This window comes from Neobacillus massiliamazoniensis (assembly GCF_001048695.1).
In the GTDB taxonomy this organism is placed as follows: Bacteria; Bacillota; Bacilli; order Bacillales; family Cytobacillaceae; genus Neobacillus; species Neobacillus massiliamazoniensis.
Genome location: NZ_CVRB01000002.1, coordinates 857,765 through 881,442, shown reverse-complemented (window position 1 = coordinate 881,442; position 23,678 = coordinate 857,765). Strand labels below are relative to the sequence as shown.

18 protein-coding genes and 1 riboswitch are annotated in these 23,678 nt (G+C 38.3%); of the genes, 4 read left to right on the top strand and 14 right to left on the bottom strand.

Features of this window, described 5'->3' with window-relative positions; genetic code table 11:
* Positions 1-85: 85 nt before the first annotated feature.
* Positions 86-132: riboswitch (PreQ1 riboswitch) on the bottom strand.
* A 93-nt stretch (positions 133-225) separates the two neighbouring features.
* Positions 226-2,868 (bottom strand): N-6 DNA methylase, encoded by a 2,643-nt coding sequence (locus BN1082_RS12030; RefSeq protein WP_090634606.1) that lies wholly within the window; start codon positions 2,866-2,868, stop codon positions 226-228.
* An 86-nt stretch (positions 2,869-2,954) separates the two neighbouring features.
* Positions 2,955-3,842 (bottom strand): LysR family transcriptional regulator, encoded by an 888-nt coding sequence (locus tag BN1082_RS12025; protein WP_090634604.1) that lies wholly within the window; start codon positions 3,840-3,842, stop codon positions 2,955-2,957.
* Between the two features lie 128 nt (positions 3,843-3,970).
* Here BN1082_RS12025 and BN1082_RS12020 point away from each other — a divergent pair, with 128 nt between their 5' ends.
* From BN1082_RS12020 to BN1082_RS12010, 3 genes are all read left to right on the top strand, one after another.
* Positions 3,971-5,029 (top strand): YeiH family protein, encoded by a 1,059-nt coding sequence (locus tag BN1082_RS12020; protein WP_090634602.1) that lies wholly within the window; start codon positions 3,971-3,973, stop codon positions 5,027-5,029.
* Positions 5,030-5,715: 686 nt separating this feature from the next.
* Positions 5,716-6,819 (top strand): carbohydrate kinase, encoded by a 1,104-nt coding sequence (locus BN1082_RS12015; protein ID WP_090634600.1) that lies wholly within the window; start codon positions 5,716-5,718, stop codon positions 6,817-6,819.
* A gap of 2 nt (positions 6,820-6,821) precedes the next feature.
* Positions 6,822-7,736 carry a pseudouridine-5'-phosphate glycosidase gene (locus BN1082_RS12010; protein WP_090634598.1) on the top strand — a complete coding sequence of 305 codons (915 nt, stop codon included), beginning with the start codon at positions 6,822-6,824 and terminating at the stop codon, positions 7,734-7,736.
* Between the two features lie 133 nt (positions 7,737-7,869).
* On the opposite strand, the gene BN1082_RS12005 is transcribed toward BN1082_RS12010, so the two are convergent.
* The 12 genes from BN1082_RS12005 to BN1082_RS11950 all read right to left on the bottom strand — a co-directional run bounded on the left by BN1082_RS12005 (position 7,870) and on the right by BN1082_RS11950 (position 22,270).
* Complete coding sequence (locus tag BN1082_RS12005; protein WP_090634595.1) at positions 7,870-8,511, bottom strand: response regulator; 642 nt, start codon at positions 8,509-8,511, stop codon at positions 7,870-7,872.
* Positions 8,480-9,301: a sensor histidine kinase gene (locus BN1082_RS12000; RefSeq protein ID WP_090634593.1), complete on the bottom strand. Its 822-nt coding sequence runs from the start codon at positions 9,299-9,301 to the stop codon at positions 8,480-8,482. The genes BN1082_RS12005 and BN1082_RS12000 overlap by 32 nt, the downstream gene beginning before the upstream one ends.
* 53 nt (positions 9,302-9,354) lie before the next feature.
* Positions 9,355-10,065, bottom strand: coding sequence for an ABC transporter ATP-binding protein (locus BN1082_RS11995; RefSeq protein ID WP_090634591.1), 711 nt, complete (start codon positions 10,063-10,065; stop codon positions 9,355-9,357).
* Complete coding sequence (locus BN1082_RS11990; protein ID WP_090634589.1) at positions 10,062-10,874, bottom strand: ABC transporter permease; 813 nt, start codon at positions 10,872-10,874, stop codon at positions 10,062-10,064. Before BN1082_RS11990 ends, BN1082_RS11995 begins: the two co-directional genes overlap by 4 nt.
* A 29-nt stretch (positions 10,875-10,903) precedes the next feature.
* Entirely contained in the window at positions 10,904-11,449 is a 546-nt protein-coding gene (locus tag BN1082_RS11985) for a nitrous oxide reductase accessory protein NosL (protein WP_090634586.1), read from the bottom strand.
* Positions 11,446-12,723 (bottom strand): right-handed parallel beta-helix repeat-containing protein, encoded by a 1,278-nt coding sequence (locus BN1082_RS11980; protein ID WP_090634584.1) that lies wholly within the window; start codon positions 12,721-12,723, stop codon positions 11,446-11,448. The genes BN1082_RS11985 and BN1082_RS11980 overlap by 4 nt, the downstream gene beginning before the upstream one ends.
* Positions 12,724-13,015: 292 nt before the next feature.
* Positions 13,016-14,743 (bottom strand): thiol reductant ABC exporter subunit CydC, encoded by a 1,728-nt coding sequence (gene cydC / locus BN1082_RS11975; protein WP_090634582.1) that lies wholly within the window; start codon positions 14,741-14,743, stop codon positions 13,016-13,018.
* Positions 14,740-16,455, bottom strand: coding sequence for a thiol reductant ABC exporter subunit CydD (cydD, locus tag BN1082_RS11970; RefSeq protein WP_090634580.1), 1,716 nt, complete (start codon positions 16,453-16,455; stop codon positions 14,740-14,742). Before cydD ends, cydC begins: the two co-directional genes overlap by 4 nt.
* Positions 16,455-17,468 carry a cytochrome d ubiquinol oxidase subunit II gene (gene cydB, locus BN1082_RS11965; RefSeq protein WP_090634577.1) on the bottom strand — a complete coding sequence of 338 codons (1,014 nt, stop codon included), beginning with the start codon at positions 17,466-17,468 and terminating at the stop codon, positions 16,455-16,457. Before cydB ends, cydD begins: the two co-directional genes overlap by 1 nt.
* A gap of 1 nt (position 17,469) precedes the next feature.
* Positions 17,470-18,876: a cytochrome ubiquinol oxidase subunit I gene (locus tag BN1082_RS11960; RefSeq protein ID WP_090634575.1), complete on the bottom strand. Its 1,407-nt coding sequence runs from the start codon at positions 18,874-18,876 to the stop codon at positions 17,470-17,472.
* A 406-nt stretch (positions 18,877-19,282) separates the two neighbouring features.
* Positions 19,283-19,651, bottom strand: a complete 369-nt coding sequence (locus tag BN1082_RS11955) for an HsmA family protein (RefSeq protein ID WP_090634571.1) — start codon at positions 19,649-19,651, stop codon at positions 19,283-19,285.
* 432 nt (positions 19,652-20,083) lie between these two features.
* Entirely contained in the window at positions 20,084-22,270 is a 2,187-nt protein-coding gene (locus BN1082_RS11950) for an MMPL family transporter (protein WP_090634568.1), read from the bottom strand.
* A gap of 195 nt (positions 22,271-22,465) precedes the next feature.
* On the opposite strand from BN1082_RS11950, the gene BN1082_RS11945 reads away from it, so the two are divergent.
* Positions 22,466-23,056, top strand: a complete 591-nt coding sequence (locus BN1082_RS11945; protein WP_090634565.1) for a TetR/AcrR family transcriptional regulator — start codon at positions 22,466-22,468, stop codon at positions 23,054-23,056.
* The last annotated feature ends 622 nt before the right edge of the window (positions 23,057-23,678 follow it).

The following is a 23,678-nucleotide window of genomic DNA, read 5'->3' as shown; positions in this document are numbered from 1 at the left end:
AGAGAGATTCTAAACAGCCGATCTATGCAAACAAAAGGATTAAAATAAAAAAGCCACGTCCGTATGGACATGGCATAATTATCATGTATCCATAGTTTTTTATAGAGGGTTTCAGCTATGAACCTCTCCCGTCAAAGTACGGGTATTCTTTTCCTACCTATCTTAAAAGAAAGCCAAGCAAAACGTCAACAACTTTTTTCTGGTTTTGGTGCCTGACACCCAACGTTATGTTAACTGGTCCATTTGTTCTTGGCTAAGGTGATAGATTCCAGCGACAATCTGATCTATTTCACTACGTATTTTTTCTTTTTCCTTTTGGTTTTTTACTTGGTGTCCTAATTTACACAGTTTGGCGATTGCGGTATGCCTTTTGTCTGCTTTCTGAAATGGTTCGATTTTAATTTTTTCGAGCACATGTGTGGAAATGCTTGTTGGATTCATATAGCTTTTTACACAATAGGCAACGGGTGAGGAGCTTAATATCCCGCAGACATAATACGCCTCCTCTTCATCCTCTAGGCTAATATACATAACCTTTTCATTCGGAATGAGCATTTTTCGGCCTAAATACTCATCATCAGAACTACTCATGACCGTAGTGATAAACTCACTAGCGATATAGCGCCAAGCTACCTTGTAAGGCGAAAAGGTATAAGTACCGATTCGTAAAATGGCATGGAAGTTTTGCTTTTGAATCTCCTTTTCCCAGCCGGCAAAGCCTTTACGCGCATCGAGCTCCTCTTTAAAGTTCAGTAAATAAAGATAACTGTCGGGATAGTCTCTTTTTATGATCTCTTCCTGAATCGGAACCATTTTCGTTTCCTTCGTATGAGGACAAAGCAAATAATGCTCAGATGCCACATCCCACTGGTTGATATTGCCGCCTTTCACGAAGGGATACACTAAATCTTGTTCAATCTCTCGCTCCACTTTTTCGACCTTCCTTTTTGCCCGGTCCACCAAATTCGAAACGAGGATTTTCCCATTCTCTTTTTTCTCTTTTATTTCCAGCCAATAAACGGCATTGGCTCCACCTGTAAAAACACCCGTTCTTGCTTTATACTGATTGGTCCCTAACACTTGTTGAATCGCCATTTCCGTTTCCTTTGGAATAGTGATCCAGAGGGAGGTCCGATCCTCGTTATCTGAAGGGAATGCAATCATTTCCTTGATGGTGATTTTTGAAAGAATTTCTTCCAATTCCTCATATGTACCTAGTTTGTTTTTCCCTTTAGGTCGACTCTTCTTCCACACATAATAAGGAACAGGATAATCAGTTGGTTGATTTTTTTGCAAAAAAATCACCGCTGTACTTGTGGCCGCATTTTCAAATGGCTGTAAAAATGAAAGATCATCTACTCTTTTCACCTTTACATCATAATCATCACTAACGCGAAACCTTCTAAAGCCAATTCCGTTCTTTTTCGCTTTCAAGATCCTTTGATTAATCACGAAGGCTACATGACCGGATGGCACAAGAAACTGATCGATCACCAGATAGGTAATGAGAATCGAGATATCTTCTTTTGAAAAACTTAAGTCTTTTCCTTTTTTCGCAAAAAGACCGTACTCAGTCCACAAATGCTGGGATTTCTCTCGATACTCTTTAGGGAGATACTCCCAATTTACCCAAGGAGGATTGCCAATGATGAAATCAACCTTATCTAGTTTATATGCCTCTATTCGGTTTAATAGGATGGAAGCAATGATTGATCCCTTTTTCCCCTCCGACAATTTAGCGTATAACGGCTGAAGTTCTCCTTCATCTAGCATTCTCTTTTCACGAAGACGGTGCATAAATAAGTCCGGGCTCACGTGATCTTGTAAGGATTCAACTATAACTTTTTTAAACCACGGATAGAACTCCTCTTCAATTAGAAAAAGCGGAATATCATAGAAATCACCATTAATATCAACAGATAACCATCTATTGTGTTTTAACTGAGGAGAGTGGATGACATCATAGTTGTAAACAGGTATATAGATAACGGTATCCCGCTTAATTAAATCAAGGATCGCAATTAAATAGTTTGTTTTTGCCGTTAATACGGCAATCGGATTTACATCAAATCCGCGCACCGAAGAAATAAGTTCATCCAAAGTAATAGCGGGATTGTTTTTCCTTAATTGTTGGATCGTTTTAAACAAAAACGTTCCGGATCCACAAGTCGGGTCAAGATATTTTTTCCCCTTCCCTTCGTCAAGCTTGCTAACCTTTTCGATGGTAAAAACCGCCAGCCAATCGGGAGTGTAGAACTCGCCAAGTGCATGCCTTAACTCACGAGGGATAATCGTTTCATACATTTGTTTCATATTGTCAATTTTGCTTAATTCATCGCAATCGGTGATGGTATCATATTGGTTCAATTCTTTTAATAGATGGCTAACTGCCATTTCTAATTTGTCATCGATGTCTTCGCCGATCCAACAAAACCAATCTTGATTACAGTAGTTTTTTATCCCTAAAGCTTCAAAATACCTTCCCGATAGAATGGAAAGGAGCAACGGTTTTACAAGATCTACTTGTTCCGTATCCGCTTTCACATCACTGACAAGTTTATAAGCTACGAATCTTATAAAAAGGCTAAAGAATGTTTGAATGGAATAGAACAAATCAAATAAATCTATTTCTTTTTCATTTGTATCGATGAAATAAATTGTCGCTAGCTCTTCCGGCTTTATTTTTTTATTACTGGAAAGATTATTTTCGATATCTCCATATAAAAAAATAAACTCTTTTTTCCAAAGGTCTTTGTATGGATTGCACGGAATCTTTTCATAAAAATCACGAATCATCTCTTTTGATAATCGTGAAAGAGAGGAATTCTCATCTTGCAGACTAATTCTAATCCTATTTAAATCAATCATCCGGCTTGCCCCCCTTTCATTTAGTTTATAATGGTATGTTTATGTTAGCTATATGGATTTTACATAGACCAAAGGACTCTCCTTTTTCATTGTTCGTGGTCAGCCATATATTGCCTCAGAGTTTCAATAAATGTTTTTAACGATTTTGTCTGGTAGGTGGAGTGGGTAATGATAGCAAAATTACGTTTAAACGGCAGCTCCTCTACATTAAGCACGCCTAAATATTCGTTCTTCAGTTCTTTGCCAATCGCCCATCGCGATACCAAACTAATCCCTAATCCTGCTTCAACAGACTCTTTAATCAGCTGTGTACTTCCAAACTCCATGACTTTTTTGGGATTAAAATTATACATGCGAAACAGATTTTCCGATGCTTCCCTTGTCCCAGACCCCGTTTCCCGCAGTATCCAAGTTTCTTCTTCTAAGTCAGATAAGCGAACGGTTTTTCCTAGCAAACGATGATGGGGTGGAGCAACAATCACCATTTGATCCTCGGAAACGACCTCAGAATTTAAGGTTTTCTCATGAAATTGCCCCTCAATAATTCCAATATCCAACTGATGACTGTTTACCAATTCAATAATTTCCTTTGTATTATGGATCTTGATGGAGGGGTAAATGAGTGGATATTGCTCCTGAAGCCTTGCCATAATATGCGGCAAAATATATTCACCAAACGTGTAGCTTGCACCAATCGCAAGCGGTCCGCTCGCATTATTTGTCAGATCTTCTACTAAGCTTTGCATCTTTGTGTAAAGGGCTACTATTTCCTTCGCATGGTGATAGACAATCTCTCCGGCCTTATTAAGGCGAACATATTTATTACTTCGTTCCAGCAATCTTGTGCCGATGCTCTCCTCGAGCGTTCGAATATATTGGCTTACAGCTGGTTGCGTCATATGAAGCTCCTCCGCTGCTTTTGAAAAATTCTCTTTTTCAACTACCTTTATAAACACCTCTAAATATTGATCCATATAGGGGATCCCCTCACTATTTTTTCATGTATATGATTTTACTTATTATACTCATAATATATCATTATTTTCCTTATGCATAAAACAGAGTTATGCTGAAATTGGAAAAAATAAATTGAGGTGATTTTATGAGTCAAAGCGCAAAAGCCTTGCCTTCACATGATCGAGTCGGTCAGCAGCAAAAAAAGCCAGCCCCTGATTCATCATTCGGTTTATGGTTAGCAGGGATCGCCTTTACCGTTGCCATTGCGGCTATCGGCTTTGCCCTAGCTAAAGTACCTGGGTTTGATCGTGTAGGACCGTTAGCATGTGCCATTGTTATATCGGTCGCCTACCGGCAATTTTTTGGCTATCCTGAAAAAATACGATCTGGAATTCAATTTTCATCTAAACGTTTTTTACGATTTGCAATTATTTTATATGGATTAAAGCTAAACATTGATGTTATTCTCCATCAAGGGCTGGGCCTCTTGGTTCGTGACATCGGAGTCATTACATTTGCCATTTTAGCCACCGTTTGGTTAGGAAAACTTTTGAAAGCAGAGTCATCATTAGTCTTACTCCTTGGAGTCGGCACTGGGGTCTGCGGTGCGGCAGCCATTGCGGCGGTCTCACCAATATTGAAGACAAAAGATGAGGATACTGCCATTGCGGTCGGCATTATTGCCCTTGTAGGTACTATTTTCTCCATTACCTATACGATCATTCGTCCGTTTCTCCATGTTTCCGCCATCCATTACGGGATCTGGAGCGGGATTAGCCTCCACGAAATTGCCCATGTGGCACTAGCAGGAGCTCCTGCAGGGCAAGATGCGTTGGCAATTGCCTTGCTGGCAAAATTAGGTCGGGTTCTCTTGCTGATCCCATTATGCTTTATTCTGATGTATTGGATGAAACGAAAGGATACGGAAAATACTCAGGAAACGAAGATTGAATTTCCGTGGTTCCTCATCGGGTTTATCCTCATGAGTTTGTTTGGAAGCTATGTGCTCGGCAAATCGATTCCTGTTTCCAAAGGAGTAATGGACGGGGTTTCTTCTGCAACTACCTTTATTCTGACTTCTGCGATGGTAGGGCTTGGTTTAAACGTAAGCCTACGTGACCTTCGGACGAAAGCAGCCCGGCCGCTTATCGCAATGTTGATCACATCGGTCCTTCTTTCTGTCATTACATTTTTTATAGCTTAAAGTCAGTTTTGTCGCCAATAAGAGCTATTGGCGACGTTTTTTCTTTTGTACACAGTTTTAGCACTATAAGCTCTATTAGTAGCATTTTTTCCTCTCTTGAACTTAGTTTTAGCTCTAATAAGGGCTATTAGCGTCATTTTTCCCTCTCTTGAACCTAGTTTTAGCTCTAATAAGCTCTATTAGCGTCATTTTTTCCACTCTTGAACCTAGTTTTAGCTCTAATAATCTCTATTAGCGTCATTTTTTCCTCTCTTGAACCTAGTTTTAGCTCTAATAAGCTCTATTAGCGTCATTTTTTCCTCTCTTGAACTTAGTTTTAGCTCTAATAAGGGCTATTAGCGTCATTTTTTCCTCTCTTGAACCTAGTTTTAACACTAATAAGGACTATTAGCGTCATTTTTCCCTTTTTTGAACCTAGTTTTAACACTAATGAGGACGATTAGCGTCATTTTCCCCTTTTTTGAACTCAGTTTTAGCTCTAATAAGCTCTATTAGCGTCATTTTTTCCTTTCTTGAACTCAGTTTTGTCGTAAATGAGGGAGAAAATAATATTTTAAGAGATTTCACACTTTTACACGGAGCCCCCCGTTAAAACGCTTTCAAAAAAAATATTGACCTGTTTAAAAAAAGCGCTTACAATTTAAACATAAGTTTAAAATATAAACAAATGTTTGCGGGGTGAATATATGCCTGAAAGAATGACGGAGAAAGAACAATTGATTTTTGATTTGATCCGAAAAAATCCTTATGTTTCGCAGCAAGAACTCGCGGAAACATTAGGACTCTCCCGGCCGTCGATTGCAAACTTAATATCCGGTCTCATTAAAAAGGGAAATATTCTAGGCAGAGCCTATATATTAAATGAATCGCAACAGATCATTTGCATCGGCGGAGCAAATATCGACCGTAAATTCCACATTAAGGACAAAGCTCAGTTAGGGACCTCTAATCCGATTCGTTCGACGCAAAGTGCAGGAGGGGTTGCCCGTAATATTGCTGAAAATCTCGGACGGCTTGGTATGGATGTGACCATGATAACGGCAAGCGGTGCCGATAAGGATTGGTCATTCATTGAAGAGTCATCATCGCTCTATATGAATCTTGAAAACGTCACACAATTTCCTGGAATGTCGACAGGTTCCTACACAGCCGTATTAGATGCAAACGGAGAATTAATTATTGCTCTAGCTGATATGGAAGTGTATGAGGCAATTACACCTGACTTACTACTTAAAAATGATGCCTTATTGAGCCGTTCAAAATGTATAGTCGTTGATCTAAATTGCCCAAAGGAAACGATTCAATTCTTATGTGATTTTGCTAAAAACCATGATATACCGTTGGTTTTAATGCCTGTTTCATCACCAAAGATGAAGCGATTGCCAGAGGATTTAACGGGTGTTACCTGGCTGATTACCAACAGAGATGAATCTGAAACCTATTTTAATACTGAAATCAAAAATGATGAGGATTGGAAAAACACGTTACAAAAATGGCTATCACTTGGAGTTTCCAATGTTGTCATTACTAACGGAAAGTTGGGGGCCATGATTGGCAACAACGAAGAAGGAATCTTTCATGCTCCATCGATTCCACCAGAGAAAATCGCTGATGTTACAGGGGCAGGAGACGCTTTTTCCTCCGCCGTTATTTACAGTTGGTTAGAGGGTAAAACATTACTCGACATTGCCAAAGCTGGAAGTCTCAATGCTTCTAAAACATTGGAATCACCTTATACAGTGCGGCAGGATTTATCTGCAGCACAACTACAAAAAGACTTGGGGGAATAATCATGAAACAATACATTACATTATCAGAAGAAGTACAGGCTGCGAAAGAACAAGGAAAACCGGTCGTTGCCTTAGAATCTACAATTATCTCCCACGGCATGCCTTATCCGCAAAACGTACAAACTGCCCGTGAAGTAGAACAAATTATTCGCGACAACGGTGCAGTCCCAGCAACGATTGCGCTTGTTGATGGAAAAATTAAAATCGGCTTATCTGACGAAGAGTTAGAAATGTTCGGAAAAAGCACCGATGTTGCAAAAGCTTCAAGACGCGATTTAGCGTATTTGCTTGCAACAAAAAAATTGGGTGCTACAACCGTTGCGGCTACAATGATTTGTGCAGAAGCTGCTGGCATTAACATCTTTGTTACCGGTGGTATTGGCGGTGTTCACCGTGGTGCAGAGACAACAATGGATATTTCTGCTGACCTCGAAGAATTAGGACAAACAAATGTGGCGGTCATTTGTGCAGGTGCCAAATCGATTTTAGATTTAGGATTAACGATGGAATACCTTGAAACAAAAGGGGTTCCTGTGATCGGTTATCAAACTGATGTACTTCCTGCCTTCTATACGCGCAAGAGTGATTTCGGGGTTAACTTCCGTGCAGACGATGTAGAAACGATTGCCTCTACATTAAAAGTAAAATGGGATTTACATTTAAATGGAGGCGCTGTCATCGCCAACCCAATTCCTGAGGAATTTGCTATGGATGAAAAAACCATTAATGGCGTCATTGAATCTGCTTTAAAAGAGGCAGAAGAACGAAACATTTCAGGTAAAAATGTAACCCCTTTCTTATTAGGGAAAGTGAAAGAATTAACTGACGGCAAAAGCCTTGAAGCCAACATTGCTTTAGTAAAAAACAATGCAGTCGTTGGAGCTAAATTAGCCGTAGCTTTTGATGGATTGAAATAAGATCAAATTTCAGCTAGTAGAAAGGTCTAATTTTTCTAGACAGTTCTACTAGCTTTTTTTGTTAAACAATGAATTATACTGTTGAGGACGATCTTAGATCGCTTAAGAAGTTATCTGATGGGCGGATGTGGACTTATTTCGTTATATATTTAACTGCATAGGAGGCAAGCTGAACCCTGTTTTCGAGACCCAACTTTTCCAATAGATTTTTTATGTGGTTTTTCACAGTATTCTCCGAAATAAACAAGTCTTCAGCAATTTGTTTATTCGTTAATCCTTCTGAAACCAACAGGAGGATTTCCTTTTCTCTTGGTGTTAACGAACTGATCGCTGGCGTGTTCTGTAAATCGCGTTCTCTAAATTGGTACAAAAGCTTTCCTGCCAAATCCCTAATGGCATCACAAGACCCATCAACAATCGAGCGGAGATATTGAAGCCAATCATCTGGATCCATATTCTTTAATAAATATCCTTGTGCTCCATATTGAATGGCAGTAAACAAATCCCCCACATTATCTGAAACACTTAATATGATAACTTTTATAAAAGGGAATTTTTCTTTAATAATTTTCGTTGCTTCCAAACCATCTAAATAAGGCATTTGAATATCAATTAGTAAAATATCGGGGAGATATTCTTCACACAGCTGAATCGCCTCATGACCATTTTTCGCCTGTCCAACAATTGTAAATTGGCTATCTTCTTCGAGCAACTCCAAAATCGCTTGCCGTGCATGGGGATGGTCATCTGCAATGATTACTCGATAGGGCATCATTTTTTCCACTTCCTTGTATCAAGATTTGAGTTCCATGATGATCGGAAGAGATATCGATCACAGCCTCAATTTTCTCGACTCTCTCCTCTAACATGACTAGGCCATATTGATTTATTTTGATATCTTTTGGTGAAAATCCCCTACCATTATCTGAAATGATCATTTCCCATCCCTTGAGAGTGTTACTTAGTGATAGCCTAGCGTTTTTTGCACCAGAATGTTTACGAATGTTGGCAAATGCTTCTTGAATAATTCCAAAAAGCTGCACTTCTTCTGATGCACTGAAATAACCTTTTGTGATCTGCAGGGAAACTGTTGTTTCAATTCCGGTGACCGTGCTCCACTCATCAAGCCAATTCTCAATTCGATTTGGAAAAGAAATCATTTCAGACGGGTTTATTCGTAAATTATAAATAGCTTGTCTGACATTGGAATCGATTGAATTGACCAGTCCCTTTGCTTCGTCTATTTTTCCCTTTTTTAAATTCACTTTTAATAAAAATAACGTTTGTGCAATATTATCGTGCAATTCCTTTGCTAGTCTTTCTCTTTCTTCATATATCGCCCGCATTTCTCTTTCTTCCGTAAGACGATGATTTTTTTCTTGAATCATCTTAAACATCCATGTTGAGAAAACGTAAGAAATGACAAGAGATAAAATGATAATTAAATAGTTTCCGACATTCATCGACATATAATGCATGAGGATATTGTGTCGAACTAATTCAAACCCACCGATGAGAAGGGGAGGGATTAAACATGAAAGTATTTTTAATGTTCGGTATGACATGCTAGAGCTCCCCTTTTCAACTACTGATACTTCTATTTAAACATAGATTCACGTTACTCTTGCTTTTTTCGATAACGATTTAACAAATCTACCATAAATTGTTTAGTGTTACTGTGTTCATTAATAATCGTGTCCATTTGCTTTCCATTTTCCATAAATATGATTTTGTCTGCTACTTCTGCCGCAACGTCCATCATATGAGTAGAAAAAATAACTGTTGTTCCACTCATTTTTATTTTCTTTAATAGATCGATAAATACATTGATCCAATATGGGTCTAGGCCATTTGTCGGTTCATCAAGGATCAGCACTAATGGTTCAGCAATCCAGGCTTGCCCAAATAATAGCCTTTGCCGCATCCCTTTGGATAAGTTTTTTATCAATTCATTTTTCTTTTCTTCCAGGCCAAGAATATGGATGACTTCCTTTACGCGGTCCTTTGCTATTTTTCGAAAGGTCCCATAAAAAGTTAAAAACTCAGTGACAGTCATTGTTTCTTGAGCAGCAAACTCATCCGGCATATAGCCAATTAAGGATACATACTTCTTTCGATTATTTTGTAGATCGACTTGATTAATCAATACGGCCCCTTCCCCTGGTGTGGAAATACCAGCAAGGATATGAAGCAATGTACTTTTCCCCGCTCCATTCCCCCCACATAGGACCAGGCACTCACCTTCTTCGGCTGTCAGAGAGAGAGGATAGAGTGCCGTTTTCCCCTTGAATATTTTTGAAACATTTCTCACTTCTAGACGAACGGTCATTGTACTCTCCTCCTTTTCAAACAAAGATTGGCAAAGAAAAAGAGGATCACTATATAAGTAATCATATATTCAATAAAAATTGTCCATCCCATTCCTGATTTGAATACTTGAACAATAGAATCATAGGATTGGCCGAAAATTGAGCCGCTATCCCATTGAATAATTAAAAAGATTCGTAGAAACTCAGCCGGATTTAGGAACATAGCTATTTTCATCAACCAGTCAATCATTGGATATGGAACTAGCCCCAGTATAGTAATCAAAGCGGTTGGCCAAATCATAATCAAGAAAAACCAGACTGCGACCGAGATCATTAATGCCTTCCACCTTGTTTGGACCAGGGTCCCAAGAAAGATGCCGAGAATTAAAAAAAAGTAGATCAGGAGAAGGGAGAACAGATAAATTCCAAGCACCCATTGGATGGATAACTGGATTCTCGCTACTAAACCTATCGCCATGCTTAATCCAAAGCTAAACGTAAAAATGACGGCCTGTCCTGTAAATAACCCCATGAATTTTCCGAATAAATAGGACGGTATACTGATTGGATACGTACACAGGAGCTGCCACTGCCCACTCTCCATTTCATTTGCAATCGAGAAGGAACCGATAATCATCATGAAAAGAGGCAATAAATACAAGATGATATTGACAATCGTACCCGTTATATTCGTAAAGCCAGAAATAGCATCATTAGTTCTTTCTAGTAAAAATAGAAGGGAAAAAACCAGAACCCATAGGATGATAGAAGTATAATAAGACCGTTGCCTAGTCATTGTCTTCCATTCAAAAATCCAAAAATTTCTCATCGTTTGTTTCCTCTCAAGCACATCATCTATTAGTGGCTATTGGAATCTCCCGTATTCATATCCTTTTTGGCGCTATCCATTTCCATTTTCTTTTTCTTCATTTCTTTTACCATGTCTTCGTTTTGTACCCAGGAATGTTTTTGAAGTTCATCATAACTTAATAGTTTTCCTTTATGATCAGCAATAAATTTTTGGGCATCCTTTTTATCGATGAAAGCGATGACATTGTAGGCCATTGCTGTTCTAATCGATTTATCATAAACATAGGTAGCCTTTTTACTATCAATCCATTTCTTAGAGTTATAGTCTCTTACATATGTAATCGATATTTTTTTATCCTTATTTTTCTTCACCCATTTATCCATGCATCCCATATCATCAAACACCATGGATTTCCCATTATCAAGGAAAATTTCAGTAGAAAATTGATTATCCTTTACGGCCATATTGCATATATCACATTTATCTGTTTTTTCGTTAATCGCAACTGGTTGATACTCTTTCTTTCCACACCCTGAGATGACAAATAAACTAAGGATAGTAATGATACATATTGTTACATACTGTCGTTTCATACTTTCTTCCTCCCGTAAAAAATGATGATAAGACTGCCAAGAATCATAGAAAGACTCATGAACCAGGCAGCTGTATTATGCGATTGTCTATGAACAATCTTTGCCTCGTTATTCATTAATGGCTGTTCGTCCGTAATCAGTAAATGCTCAGGACTCTTTAGCATTTTTTGCAGCAAAACAAGCCCTGGATGCTGAAAGAATAGCTGATAAGATGGTGTATCCTTTACAAGCGTAAGAAAATACGGATCTGCTTTATACGGAAGATTACTCTTTCCATCTCCATCTGTATCAAGATTCAAAGCTGCATCCCAATAGTTATTTCGAATTCGATTGTCAGAGCCACCATTTGCTTGTATTTCGTTCACATTAGCAATAAACGTATTTCCTTCAATCACATTCTTTTTAATATTATTAATTTGAGCCCCTATAAAATTTGCGGAAAATACGTTGCGATTTATTTCATTTCCAGTCGAGTCTTCCATATACAGTCCGACTCGATTGTTTGAAACACGATTACCATTAATCGTTGAATCGTGGACATCATAGAGAAGCAGTCCCTGTGCGTTTACATTTTGGTTATTATCGATCAGCTTATTTTCCTCAATGACCGAATGGTTCGTCCCCATAATCATGGCACCAGTAAAATTTTCTGACGATGTATTGCTTTTAATGGTAATGTTGTCGGAGAACATGACATGAAACCCATATCTTGAATCATGTATATCATTTTGAATAAACATGTTATCGGGGCTATTTTCCATATAAAATCCGTCTTGGACGTGGTCAATATGGACATCTGTAAACGTGTTATGATGCGATTGCCAAAGATCAAAACCATTTTCCTTGCCAAGCCCTGATATTATAATTGTTTGAAAGCTTGTTTTTTCCACATTATCTAGCTTTATTCCCTGTCCACTAGAATGAATGGTAATCTCTTCAAAGTGATGATTTCTCCCACTAACCGATAGGGCAGGAGGGCTACTATTTTTTTGACACCCCACCACTTCTATACTTTTAAGAGTTACTTTGTTTCCAGTGATCGTAATCGCTGGTTTTGAAGAACAAACTTTAAAAATGACCCCTTTTTCCCCTTCAATGACGATAGGTCTTTTTATCACAATTGCTTCCTCGTAGACCCCCTTCTTCAGCCTTAATGTACCGCCTTCCGGTACCCCATTAATTTGTGACTGAAGCGATCCTGCTGCTGCTGCCTCCTCTCCCCTAAATACACAAATAATCCCCATAACTAAAATGATTTTCATTAAAACTTTCATTCAAACGAATTTCCTTCCTAAGCAATATGTATCCATAAAGTAGTCCAAGGGATTGCGCTGTCTTACTATAAAAACGTAAACGAATTCACAAATTTTTCCTATGACTCAACCGGGCTATTTTTATTCATTTTTTTGAAAAATCTGTTAAACTTACCTGTTGATTTCCGCTCCTGGCGCTCGCTTTCCGCTCCAATCAACATAGTGAACAATGAGCTTTAACATCCTAAAAAATAAAAAAACCTCCCTATAAGTGAATCATAGGGAAGTTGAAGGTCTTTATATCATTTATTCATTATTGTGGATGATCCATTGAATATAGACGCCGATATCTCTCTTCGTTTTCTAGTAATTGTTGATGACTGCCAGCCATTGTTATTTTGCCTTTGTCCATGAACAGAATCCGGTCCATCTTCTCCATACCCGCTAAATGGTGCGTTACCCAAATAATGGTCTTCCCTTTTAGCGTATCAAAAATGGTCATTAACAATTTCTTTTCTGTAATAGGATCAAGCCCCACTGTCGGTTCATCCATTATCACCACTGGTGTTTTTTGCAAAAGAATCCGAGCAAGAGCAATCCTTTGCCGTTCTCCTCCCGAAAAGCGCTGTCCTGTTTCGTGCATAATCGTGTCATACCCGTTCGGCAGCCCTTTCACCATTTGATGGAGTCCGACTTGTTCTGCTGCTTCATATACTTCTTCATCGGTTGCTTCTGGATTTCCCAACCTAATGTTATTGAGAACAGATGTATTAAATAAATAGGCTTTTTGATTTAATACCGCCATCATTTTTGGTATCGATAATGGTGTCTCATGCGCCTTGCTTCCATTTAAAAGAACTTCTCCGCTTGTTGGCGCAAATGCCCCTTGGATCAATTTCAACAAAGTCGATTTTCCGGCGCCGCTTGGCCCAAGAATAGCCATTTTTTCACCTGGGGCTACTTTTAAGCCGAAATCGTTTAATAATGGCGGTGCTGATTGATATTCGAATGAAACACGTTTTAATTCAATCGCTACTTCTGAAATCTCAGTTTGGTCATGGCTCTCTTCTTCTATCCACTTTGATCCATCTTCCGTCTCGATCCTTTCAAGTCGCTTGATCGAATCTTGATAAGTGGAAGCATTGCTGACAGCCTCTGATATTGGGAGAAACGCTTCCAATAAAGACATCATAACGAGCCCAAACGCCGCAATAAAAGTTCCCGGAATTTTCCCGTCTAGGGTCATGCCATTGGCCCAATAAATCACAAGAATTACAGTGATGCCGAGCACCATTTGTTGAATGACGTCCCGCCAATTCACAAAGGATCGTTTCTTCGTCTCAAGCTGCAGTAACTCGTGTTGTTGCTGTTCATAGCGCTGAATAAAGTCTAAGTATCTGCCGCTAAAGAGCCAATCGCTAATTCCAAAAACAGCATCGGTAAACTGCTGATAAAGTTGATTCCTCCCTTTTTTTATCTGTTCATTTTTCACTCTCATATAAATAAAGGAAAGAATCGGTCCGACAAAAATAAGCAAGCCGACGAAGACAGCTAAAAGAATGGCAAATGGGATGGAGAAAATACCTGCACAAATAATGATGACGGTATAAACAACAAGTGAAACAATAGACGGTAATAAGGTTTTTAAGTAAAAATCCTGTAAATGCTCGATATCATCCGCAAGAACACCGAGAAGATCACCCGTTAAAAAACGCGATCTTAGAAAAACGGCTTGAGGTTCGATTACTTTATATAAGCGAATACGCATGTCAGAAAGGATTTTTAAAATAAATTGATGACCTGTCAATCGTTCAATATAGCTTAATACCGATCTACCTATTCCGAAGGTACGAACACCAACAATCGGCACATACACCATTAAAATCGATTCTGGGCGCGTTGACGCTTTAGAAATTAAGTAACCGGAAGTAAACATCAAACCTCCGCCAAAAAGAATTGTCAGTACCCCAAGAAAAATGGCGAGCAAAAATAAACGACGATAATGCCGTAGATAAGGGAAGATCCAGTTATCCTTCTTCATGAGAGTCCCTCCACTTGGCTATGGAAAAGTCGATAATAAAAACCTTGCAGTGCCATTAATTGTTCATGTGTACCAGTTTCCACTAACTTTCCATGATCTAAAACCAATATTTGATCCATTTCCAACATCCAATGCAATCGATGTGTTGCAAAGAAAACCAATTTTCCGTTAAACAATTGAAGCATTGCCTCTTTTAATTCATACTCAGTTTCAATATCCAAATGGGCTGTAGGTTCATCTAGTAATAAAATCGGACGGTTTCCTAAAAATGCACGTGCAAGGGCCATTCGCTGCTCCTGTCCACCACTAAGGTTACGCCCCCCTTCACCAACTAGGGTACGATAACCATCCGGCAATTCATGAATAACCTCCGTTAATCCCGCTGCCATTGCTGCGGCCTCTACTTCTTTATCCGTTGCAGTTGGTTGATAAAAACGAATATTGTTAAAAACAGTATCGGAAAAAATATAAGGATGCTGCGGGATATACGTCAGCTGCTTTTGCCATTCCTCCTGTGACAGAGTCTCGAATTTTTCACCATTGATTAGAAATTCACCTTCAGTAGGAGCTAAAAATCCACTTAATACATCAACTAAAGTTGATTTACCAGCACCGCTAGCCCCAATGATCCCAATTTTCTTCATTCCTGAAATGGAAAAATTAATATGTTCCAATCCATTTTGATTGTTTTCAGCAAACTGTATACTCAAATCTTTTACCGAGATGTTAGGTTCGGATTGTAAGGCAGGAAACGTTCCCTGTTTTTGCGTTACTTCAATTTGAAGGATTTCCTGAAATTTTTTTCCGGCATCTTTTCCGTCTAGGGTCGCATGATAATCTGCTCCCACTTCCCGAATCGGCAAAAAATATTCAGGTGCGAGAATAAGAATGGTTAAGGCAGTTTTTAGTTCCATTGTCCCGTTTATTAAACCTATACCAAGAAAAACAGCTACCATTGCAACGGAAAGCATCGTGAAAAAATCGAGCGCAAACGTTGATAAAAAAGCGATGCGTAACGTGGCCATCGTTGCCTTTCGATAGCGTTCACTTACAAAACGAATGGCTTCAATGTGCTTGCGGCTAAGGCCTAAATATCTAAGAGTATCAAGCCCTCTTAAAGAATCGACAAAATGGTTAGACAGCATTTGATAGGATTCATACTGGCGATTTGCTTTGTCTCTTGCAGCCAATCCCAGAAGAATCATAAATATCATCAAAATAGGCACAGCTACGATTAAAATAACGGCTGAACGTATATTTTCAAAAAAAACGAAAAGACAGACCGCCCCTGGGATAATGGCAATGTTCACTAATTTAGGTAAAAAAAGTTCCAAATAGCGTTGAAATTTGATTGTCCCTTCCATGATTAACGTAACCGTCTGTCCGGAGCCTTCCTTTTTAATCCACCTGGGACCGAGTTGGAATAACTTTTTTAAAACAGACTCCCTTACATGTACACTCGTATCTGTAGCGAAACGATAGGCAATCTTTTTTTTCATAAAGACTAGCACTTGACGGAAAACGAGAGCTAAAAAGAAAAAGACTAATTTTTTTATGACATTATGAAACAAATCTCCTCCGAAAAGGGAGGAGATTGAATCTGCTAAAAAATAGGCCTGAATAATAATCATTATACTTTGAATAACAGTTATGAATGTTAAACCGACTAGGACCGGCTTTATTCCCCTGTAAGTGAACAATGATTTATCCATCAGTAAGTTAAATGCTCCTTGTCAGTTACTCTTTTTCTGAAGATATAATAACTCCAGATCGTATACCCTAATACAAATGGTAGAATCGTTAGGGCCACAATCGTCATGACTTTTAAAGAGTATGCACCGCTTGAGGCGTTGTATACGGTTAAATCAAATGCTTTATTGATAGAACTGATCATGACCCTCGGAAATAGTCCAACAAAAATCGCAGAAACCGTAAACGCTAAACCGAGACCAGACATTGTAAAGGCTAGACCTTCACGTTTTTGGGATATAAAAGTGTAGGACAATACATATACGACTACAATCAATGCTACAAGAATCAATTCTGGAACAAAACGCACTTTAAAAATATCCGTATTAGTCCATGATAACCCTACAAAGATAACGAGTGCTCCTAGCACGGCTAAGGCTACTTTTCTAGCTAATGCTGCGGAACGTTTTCTAAGATCGCCATCTGTTTTCATAGTCAGAAAGTTTAAACCGTGTAAAAAGCTTAATAATGTTACCGTTAATCCACCCCATAAGGAATAGACATTAATAAAATCCGTAAATCCAGCTGTCATGTTCATATCTTTATCAATTGGCATTCCTTTAAGCATGCTCGTAAATAAAACACCTAGTAAGAATGGCGGTAATAAGCTGCCAAAGAAAATCGTCCAATCCCAAACATTTGTCCAGCGAGAATTAGGAACTTTGCTGCGGAATTCAAAGGAAACACCGCGGCCAATTAAACAAAGCAGGACAGCTAACAGCGGGATATAGTATCCACTAAACATTGTTGCATACCAATTTGGGAAAGCAGCAAAAATTGCTCCTCCTCCCGTTAAGAGCCAAACTTCATTGGCATCCCAGAAGGGCCCAATCGTATTGACCATAATGGAACGTTCACCTTGATTGCGGGCCAAAAAACGTGTCGACATACCTACACCAAAATCAAATCCTTCAAGAAAGAAGAAACCGATAAATACAACGGCGATTAAGACAAACCATAATTCACTCAATTCCATCCTAAACACCTACCTTTGCAAATGGATCCACTGTACGAGTCGAATCAATATCTTGATGTACGCCAGGACCTTTTTTAATTTCACGAACCATTAAATAAACCATAACAGTTGCTAAGATCGTAAAAATTAATGCATACATGATGATGGAGAACAAAATAGTTCCTGCAGACACATTTGGTGAAACAGAATCAGCTGTTGTCATAAGACCAAATACGGTCCACGGCTGCCGCCCTATTTCTGTCATGATCCATCCAAACGTATTCGCTAAGAACGGAAAGGAGATCGCAGGAAGTAAAATCTTCAAGAACCATCCGCACTGTTCCAGTCTACCTTTCTTCCAAAGGAATAATCCAATCATCGATAGTAAAATCATTAGCGTTCCAAAGCCCACCATTAAACGGAAACTCCAGTACGTCGTTTTAACCGGTGGAATATAGTTCGTGCCTTTTCCTACTGTTGCATCATATTTCTGCGAATACTCTTTTTGAAGGGTATCCATTCCTTTTAGGCTTCCCTCAAATTTGGAATAAGATAAAAAGCTAAGTGCATATGGAATGTTGATTTCAAACTTGTTTTCTTTGTTTTGTGTATCAATAATGGCGAAAACTGACCAAGGTGCTGGATCTGGCGTATCGTGCCAAATTCCCTCTGCAGCAGCCATTTTCATCGGCTGGGTTTTAACAAGATATTGTGCTTGATCGTGACCGCTTAATGCCGCACCTAAACTGCCAATCAAACCAATGATTAAGGCTAGATTCATCGACTTTTTATAAAAGTCAACATGTCTTTTCTTTAACAAATTATAGGCACTAATTCCTGCTACGAAAAAGGCTCCCGTACACAAAGCACCTGTCATCACATGTGGAAACTCTACCCAAAGTTGGCCATTTTTAAGAAGGGCAAAAAAGTCTACCATCTCTGCTCTGCCATTTTTCAATGCATACCCAACTGGAACTTGCATAAATGCATTAGCGGTTAAGATCCAAAGTCCGGAAAGAATTGTTCCGATCGAAACAAGCCAAATACATGCTAGATGCACTTTCTTCGATAGACGGTCCCACCCAAAAATCCAAAGTCCAATAAAGGTGGATTCCATGAAAAAGGCAAGTAGGGCTTCAATTGCTAGTGGAGCGCCAAAAACATCGCCAACAAATCTTGAATAATTTGACCAGTTCATGCCAAATTGGAATTCTTGAATAATTCCCGTAACAACCCCAACAGCAAAGTTAATCAAAAACAAATGGCCCCAAAATTTCGCCATCTTTTTGTAGACCTCATTCTTCTTCATCACATACATGGTTTGCATAATTGCAACCATAAAAACTAACCCGATTGTTAGTGGAACGAAGAAAAAGTGGTAAACAGTTGTTACCCCAAACTGAAGTCTGGCCAACAAAACTTGATCCATTATCATTGCCTCCTAAGTCTTTTTTTACACGACTGATGTAGATTTCATGCTCATTTCTTCACAAACTATCGTGCCTTTCGTTAAACCACAATCCTTATGAGCTGACTCTTAGATGCATTACCAAACCATAACCGTTATTTTCTTTTTTATAATTATTATAAATACACTTATTATACTAACAAATAATCACCGTTTATTGATTTAGATTTATGACAAATTTATGACCATTTTATTAATTTTTTTAATATCTTAGCAACTAATGTCACTTGGTTGTTCCTACTTATTAGCGCCGCCAGGGAAAATAGTATCAGATGATAAAAAAACCAAAACGCCTTCACCTATTTTTTTGTGAAAGCGTTTTGGTTCTTTTATCCTATTATTCAAAATTTCTGTAATTTTAGTTACATTATCTTGTCATTCCATAAATTAGTCCAGAAATATATGGAATCAGCCAAATGACCCAAACAAGAATACTAAATTTGTGGAATTTCTGTATCATTTCTTTGTCTTTTCTCATTAAAACTATTGTTGCCCAAATGACATGGAATAGCATTAATAAAATGGCTAGTAAGCCTGTTATTCCATGAAAACTAAATAAAAAGCCTCCCTGTGCAATTTTCCCCATAATCGTTGTTCCGGTTGTATCACATACTAATCCAAGCCAAAAGATGGTAACGTGCCAATTCTTTAATACCCCTTGGACTTTCTCACTCCAGACTCCAATTGTATAAAAAACAAGTGCTAATGAAATAAATATTATGGCAAATGGTAACATCATTATTCCTCCTTACGATTAAGGTGAGCTTTTTTGCTCATTCCCTTTGTATGTCTTTATTGTAAGTACGGATTATGAACGGATAATGAACTAAATATTACTATTATGACTGTTAAAAAAAATTTGTTCTGTTAAACATGTCTGTTGATTTCCGCTCTAGTGGCGGTCCGGGGAGCCTCCTCGGCGCTTTAGCGCCTGCGGGGTCTCCCCTGCCCCGTACTCCCGCAGGAGTCGAGCGCCTTCCGCTCCAATCAACATAGTGTCAAAATCAACAATGAGCTTTATATATAGCAAAAAATCAACTCAAAATAATGGAATCTTAGTTTTAATTGGATTTACTTGGTGTATTGATTAAGAGTCAAAAAAAATACGATAAGAGGCTTCTCTCTTATCGTATTTTTGGGTTTTCTACCCCATAGTATATTTGCTTTTTCAGATAGAACGACTCAGTTTCTCATCTTTTTCATCTTCTAAATCATTCAAAGTACTACCTTCAATATCAACATTCGGAATGATTTTATCTAACCATTTTGGTAGATACCAAACTTTGTCTCCGAATAATTTCATAACAGCAGGAACAAGCGTCATTCTCACTATAAATGCGTCAAAAGCAACACCAAACGCAAGTGATAGCCCCATCGACTTAACCATCACATCTTTAGTGAAAGCAAAGCTCGCAAACACCGAAATCATGATCAAACCTGCTGCTGTTATAACCTTCCCACTATGTTTCATTCCGCCTAAAATAGATTTTTCCGCATCTTTTGTATGCATGTATTCTTCTCGAATATGGCTTACCAAAAAGACTTCATAGTCCATCGCTAAACCAAATAGAATGCCAATCAAGAAAATTGGTAGAAATGCTAAGATTGGTCCTTCTTTCGTAATACCGAAAAAATCTTTCAAGTGACCTTCTTGGAAAACAAAAACACCAAATCCAAGTGTGGAAGCAATCGTTAGCAAGAAACCTAAAACCGCCTTGAGCGGAACAAAAATCGAACGGAAAACAATTGTTAATAGAATCAAAGCAAAAATCACAATGAAAGATACAAAGATAGGGAGAGCCTCCGATAATTTCTCTGAAATATCAATGTTCATGGCTGTTACACCTGTAATCATTACATTGACTTTATCGGTTTTCATAATAGACTTTGCTTTATGATGAATGTTATCAACTAATTTTTTTGTTTTATCGTCATTTGGGCCATGCTTAGGTGTCAGTTGCATCAAAGCATAGTCACCTGATTTATTTGGCATAATTGGTGTAGCAAATGCTACCTCATCATTTTTCCCGAGTCCACTTGCAACTTTTTGGAGAGCAGCTTGTTTATCTCCTGACACTTTCGTTGCATCTAGTACAACAACTAGTTGACTATTAAACCCTTCTCCAAAACCTTTTGTCAAAAGGTCATATGCCCTACGTTGTGTATCACTTGTATCTTTCATTCCATTGTCAGCAATACCCAATTTCAAATTGAATGCTGGGATGCTCACAGTGATGGCAACAAGTAAACACACAATGGCAATTAAAACAGGGTAACGTGTGACTATTCTCCCCCAAAAATTACTCTCTGCGCTATCTGACTTCCTAAAATCTTTGGATTTTTTACGAAGCGGATTTATACGATTTCCTACTAGCGCAAAAATAGCTGGCATTAAAGTTATGCTGACTAGAACAGCGAATAGAACGCTTATTGCTGAAGTAATACTCATAGCTGTTAGAAATGGTATCCCGACTAAACACAATCCACTTAGTGCAATAATAACCGTCAAGCCAGCAAATACAACCGCGCTTCCTGACGTGCCAACCGCTTTGGCAATCGATTGGGTAACTTCCATCCTATCTCTCAGTTGTTGTCTGTGTCTTGCAATGATAAATAAGGCGTAGTCAATTCCGACAGCAAGCCCAATCATGATAGCAAGTGTCATCGAAATACTTTGCATGTCTACAAAATTTGTGCCAATCAAGATAAGCCCTATACTAATTCCTAAACCCGAAATAGCTGTCAAAATCGGCAACCCAGCAACAACCAAAGAACCAAAAGTAAAAACAATGATGAAGAAAGCTACCACAATACCAATTGCTTCAGAGCTTCCCCCCCTTTCAATTGGTGAAAGTTTTTCTACGTTTCCAGTCAATTCTGTTTGAATACCAGCTTTTTTAGAAATCTTTATACTTTCTTTTAAGTGATCAAGAGATTTCTCAGATACTTTTGTTTTATCAACCTTATAATTAACGTCAGCAAATGCAATGTCTTTTGTTCGACTAATCGTTTTCATTTGATAAGGATTCATGACACTAGCAATATTAGTATCCTTTTGTACGTTTGAAAGTGTGTCTGAAATCACTTTTTGATTGGTCGGTGTTGTTAAATCCCCATTTTTAGCATAAAACACAACCCGTATGCTACCTGCATCTCCGCCAGATGAAAATTCTTTTTTGATAACGTCTGATGCTTTTTCAGCTGGGATGCCTGGAATTGTTAGAGCATTAATAAAATTTGGCTTCATCACGATGGCAATTGTAAGCGTTGCGATCAAAACTGCCATCCAACCAAATAATACCTTTCCTCGATTTTGAGCACACCATCTTCCGACTTTGTACAAAATTTTTGCCATTGTATTTCCTCCAAAACCTTTTAACATACAAAGCGCACGTTAGCGAACACTTTGTTGATTAAAGTTACAAAAAGAATCATACTAGAATTAGAAGATGGTATACAACCACCAAATGCCGAAGATTTGTATGTTACCCAACATTTCCACTACTGATTGTTGATTATTTACAAAAATTTTTAAAAAGGGAAGAGAAAAATGCATTCAAAGCAGGATCGTAGAATTGACCGTACCAAAATATTTCTAAAAGATGCACTTTTGAAATTGATGTCAGAAAAACCAATTTCCAAAATTTCTATTACGGAGTTATGTACCGAAGCCAATATCAATCGAGGTACTTTCTATGCGCATTATGATAATCAGAACAGTTTACTAACGTATATAGAAGATGAAGAAATACAAAAATTTATTAAACATTTTGAAAACTGGCAAGGTAAACTCAGTGGAAATAATGTCGATTTTTTTAGGGATGCTTTTAACTCTACTTATCAACGCAAAGAAAACTGGCAAGGCAAACTCAGTGGAAATAATGTCGATTTTTTTAGGGATGCATTTAACTATACTTATCAATGCAAAGAAATCTGGAAAGTGTTGTTAGGTGAATATGGTAGTACGCATTTTGTAGATAAACTAATTGAATCTATCCGAGAACTAACCGCTCCCTTTTTTGAACCTGCGTTTTTAAATTTTAAGGTTGCGCTTCCGTATGCTGCAGAGTTCGCTAGTTCAGGACTCGTTGGTATCTTACGAAAAGGACTAAGAGAAGATTTTAAAGATATTATTGAATGAGCCTGAAAAGTTAGTATCCAAAAGTTCCACTTGGGTACTGCCTAAATTGGCAGTATCCAATAAAGACAATTCCTTGGTCCCTATAAATCAAATACACAAAATTCTTGACGTTACCACTTTGAATCCCTATAAACAACCGTTTTCTTGATTTCATTCTGGTTTCGGTCGCTTAGAGCCTTTATAAGCTACCGTTTTTCCATTTTCATACTGGTTTCGGTCGCTTAGAACCTTTATAAGCTACCGTTTTTTCTATTTCACTCCATTTTCGGTCGCTTAGAGCCTTTATAAGCTACCGTTTTTTCATTTTCATACTGGTTTCGGTCGCTTAGAACCTTTATAAGCTACCGTTTTCTCGTTTTCATTCTGGTTTCGGTCGCTTAGAACCTCTATAAGCTACCGTTTTTTCATTTTCATACTGGTTTCGGTCGCTTAGAACCTCTATAAGCTACCGTTTTCTTGTTTTCATTCTGGTTTCGGTCGCTTAGAACCTCTATAAGCTACCGTTTTTTCGTTTTCACTCTGTTTTCGGTCGCTTAGAACCTCTATAAGCTACCGTTTTCTCGTTTTCACTCTGTTTTCGGTCGCTTAGAACCTCTATAAGCTACCGTTTTCTCGTTTTCAC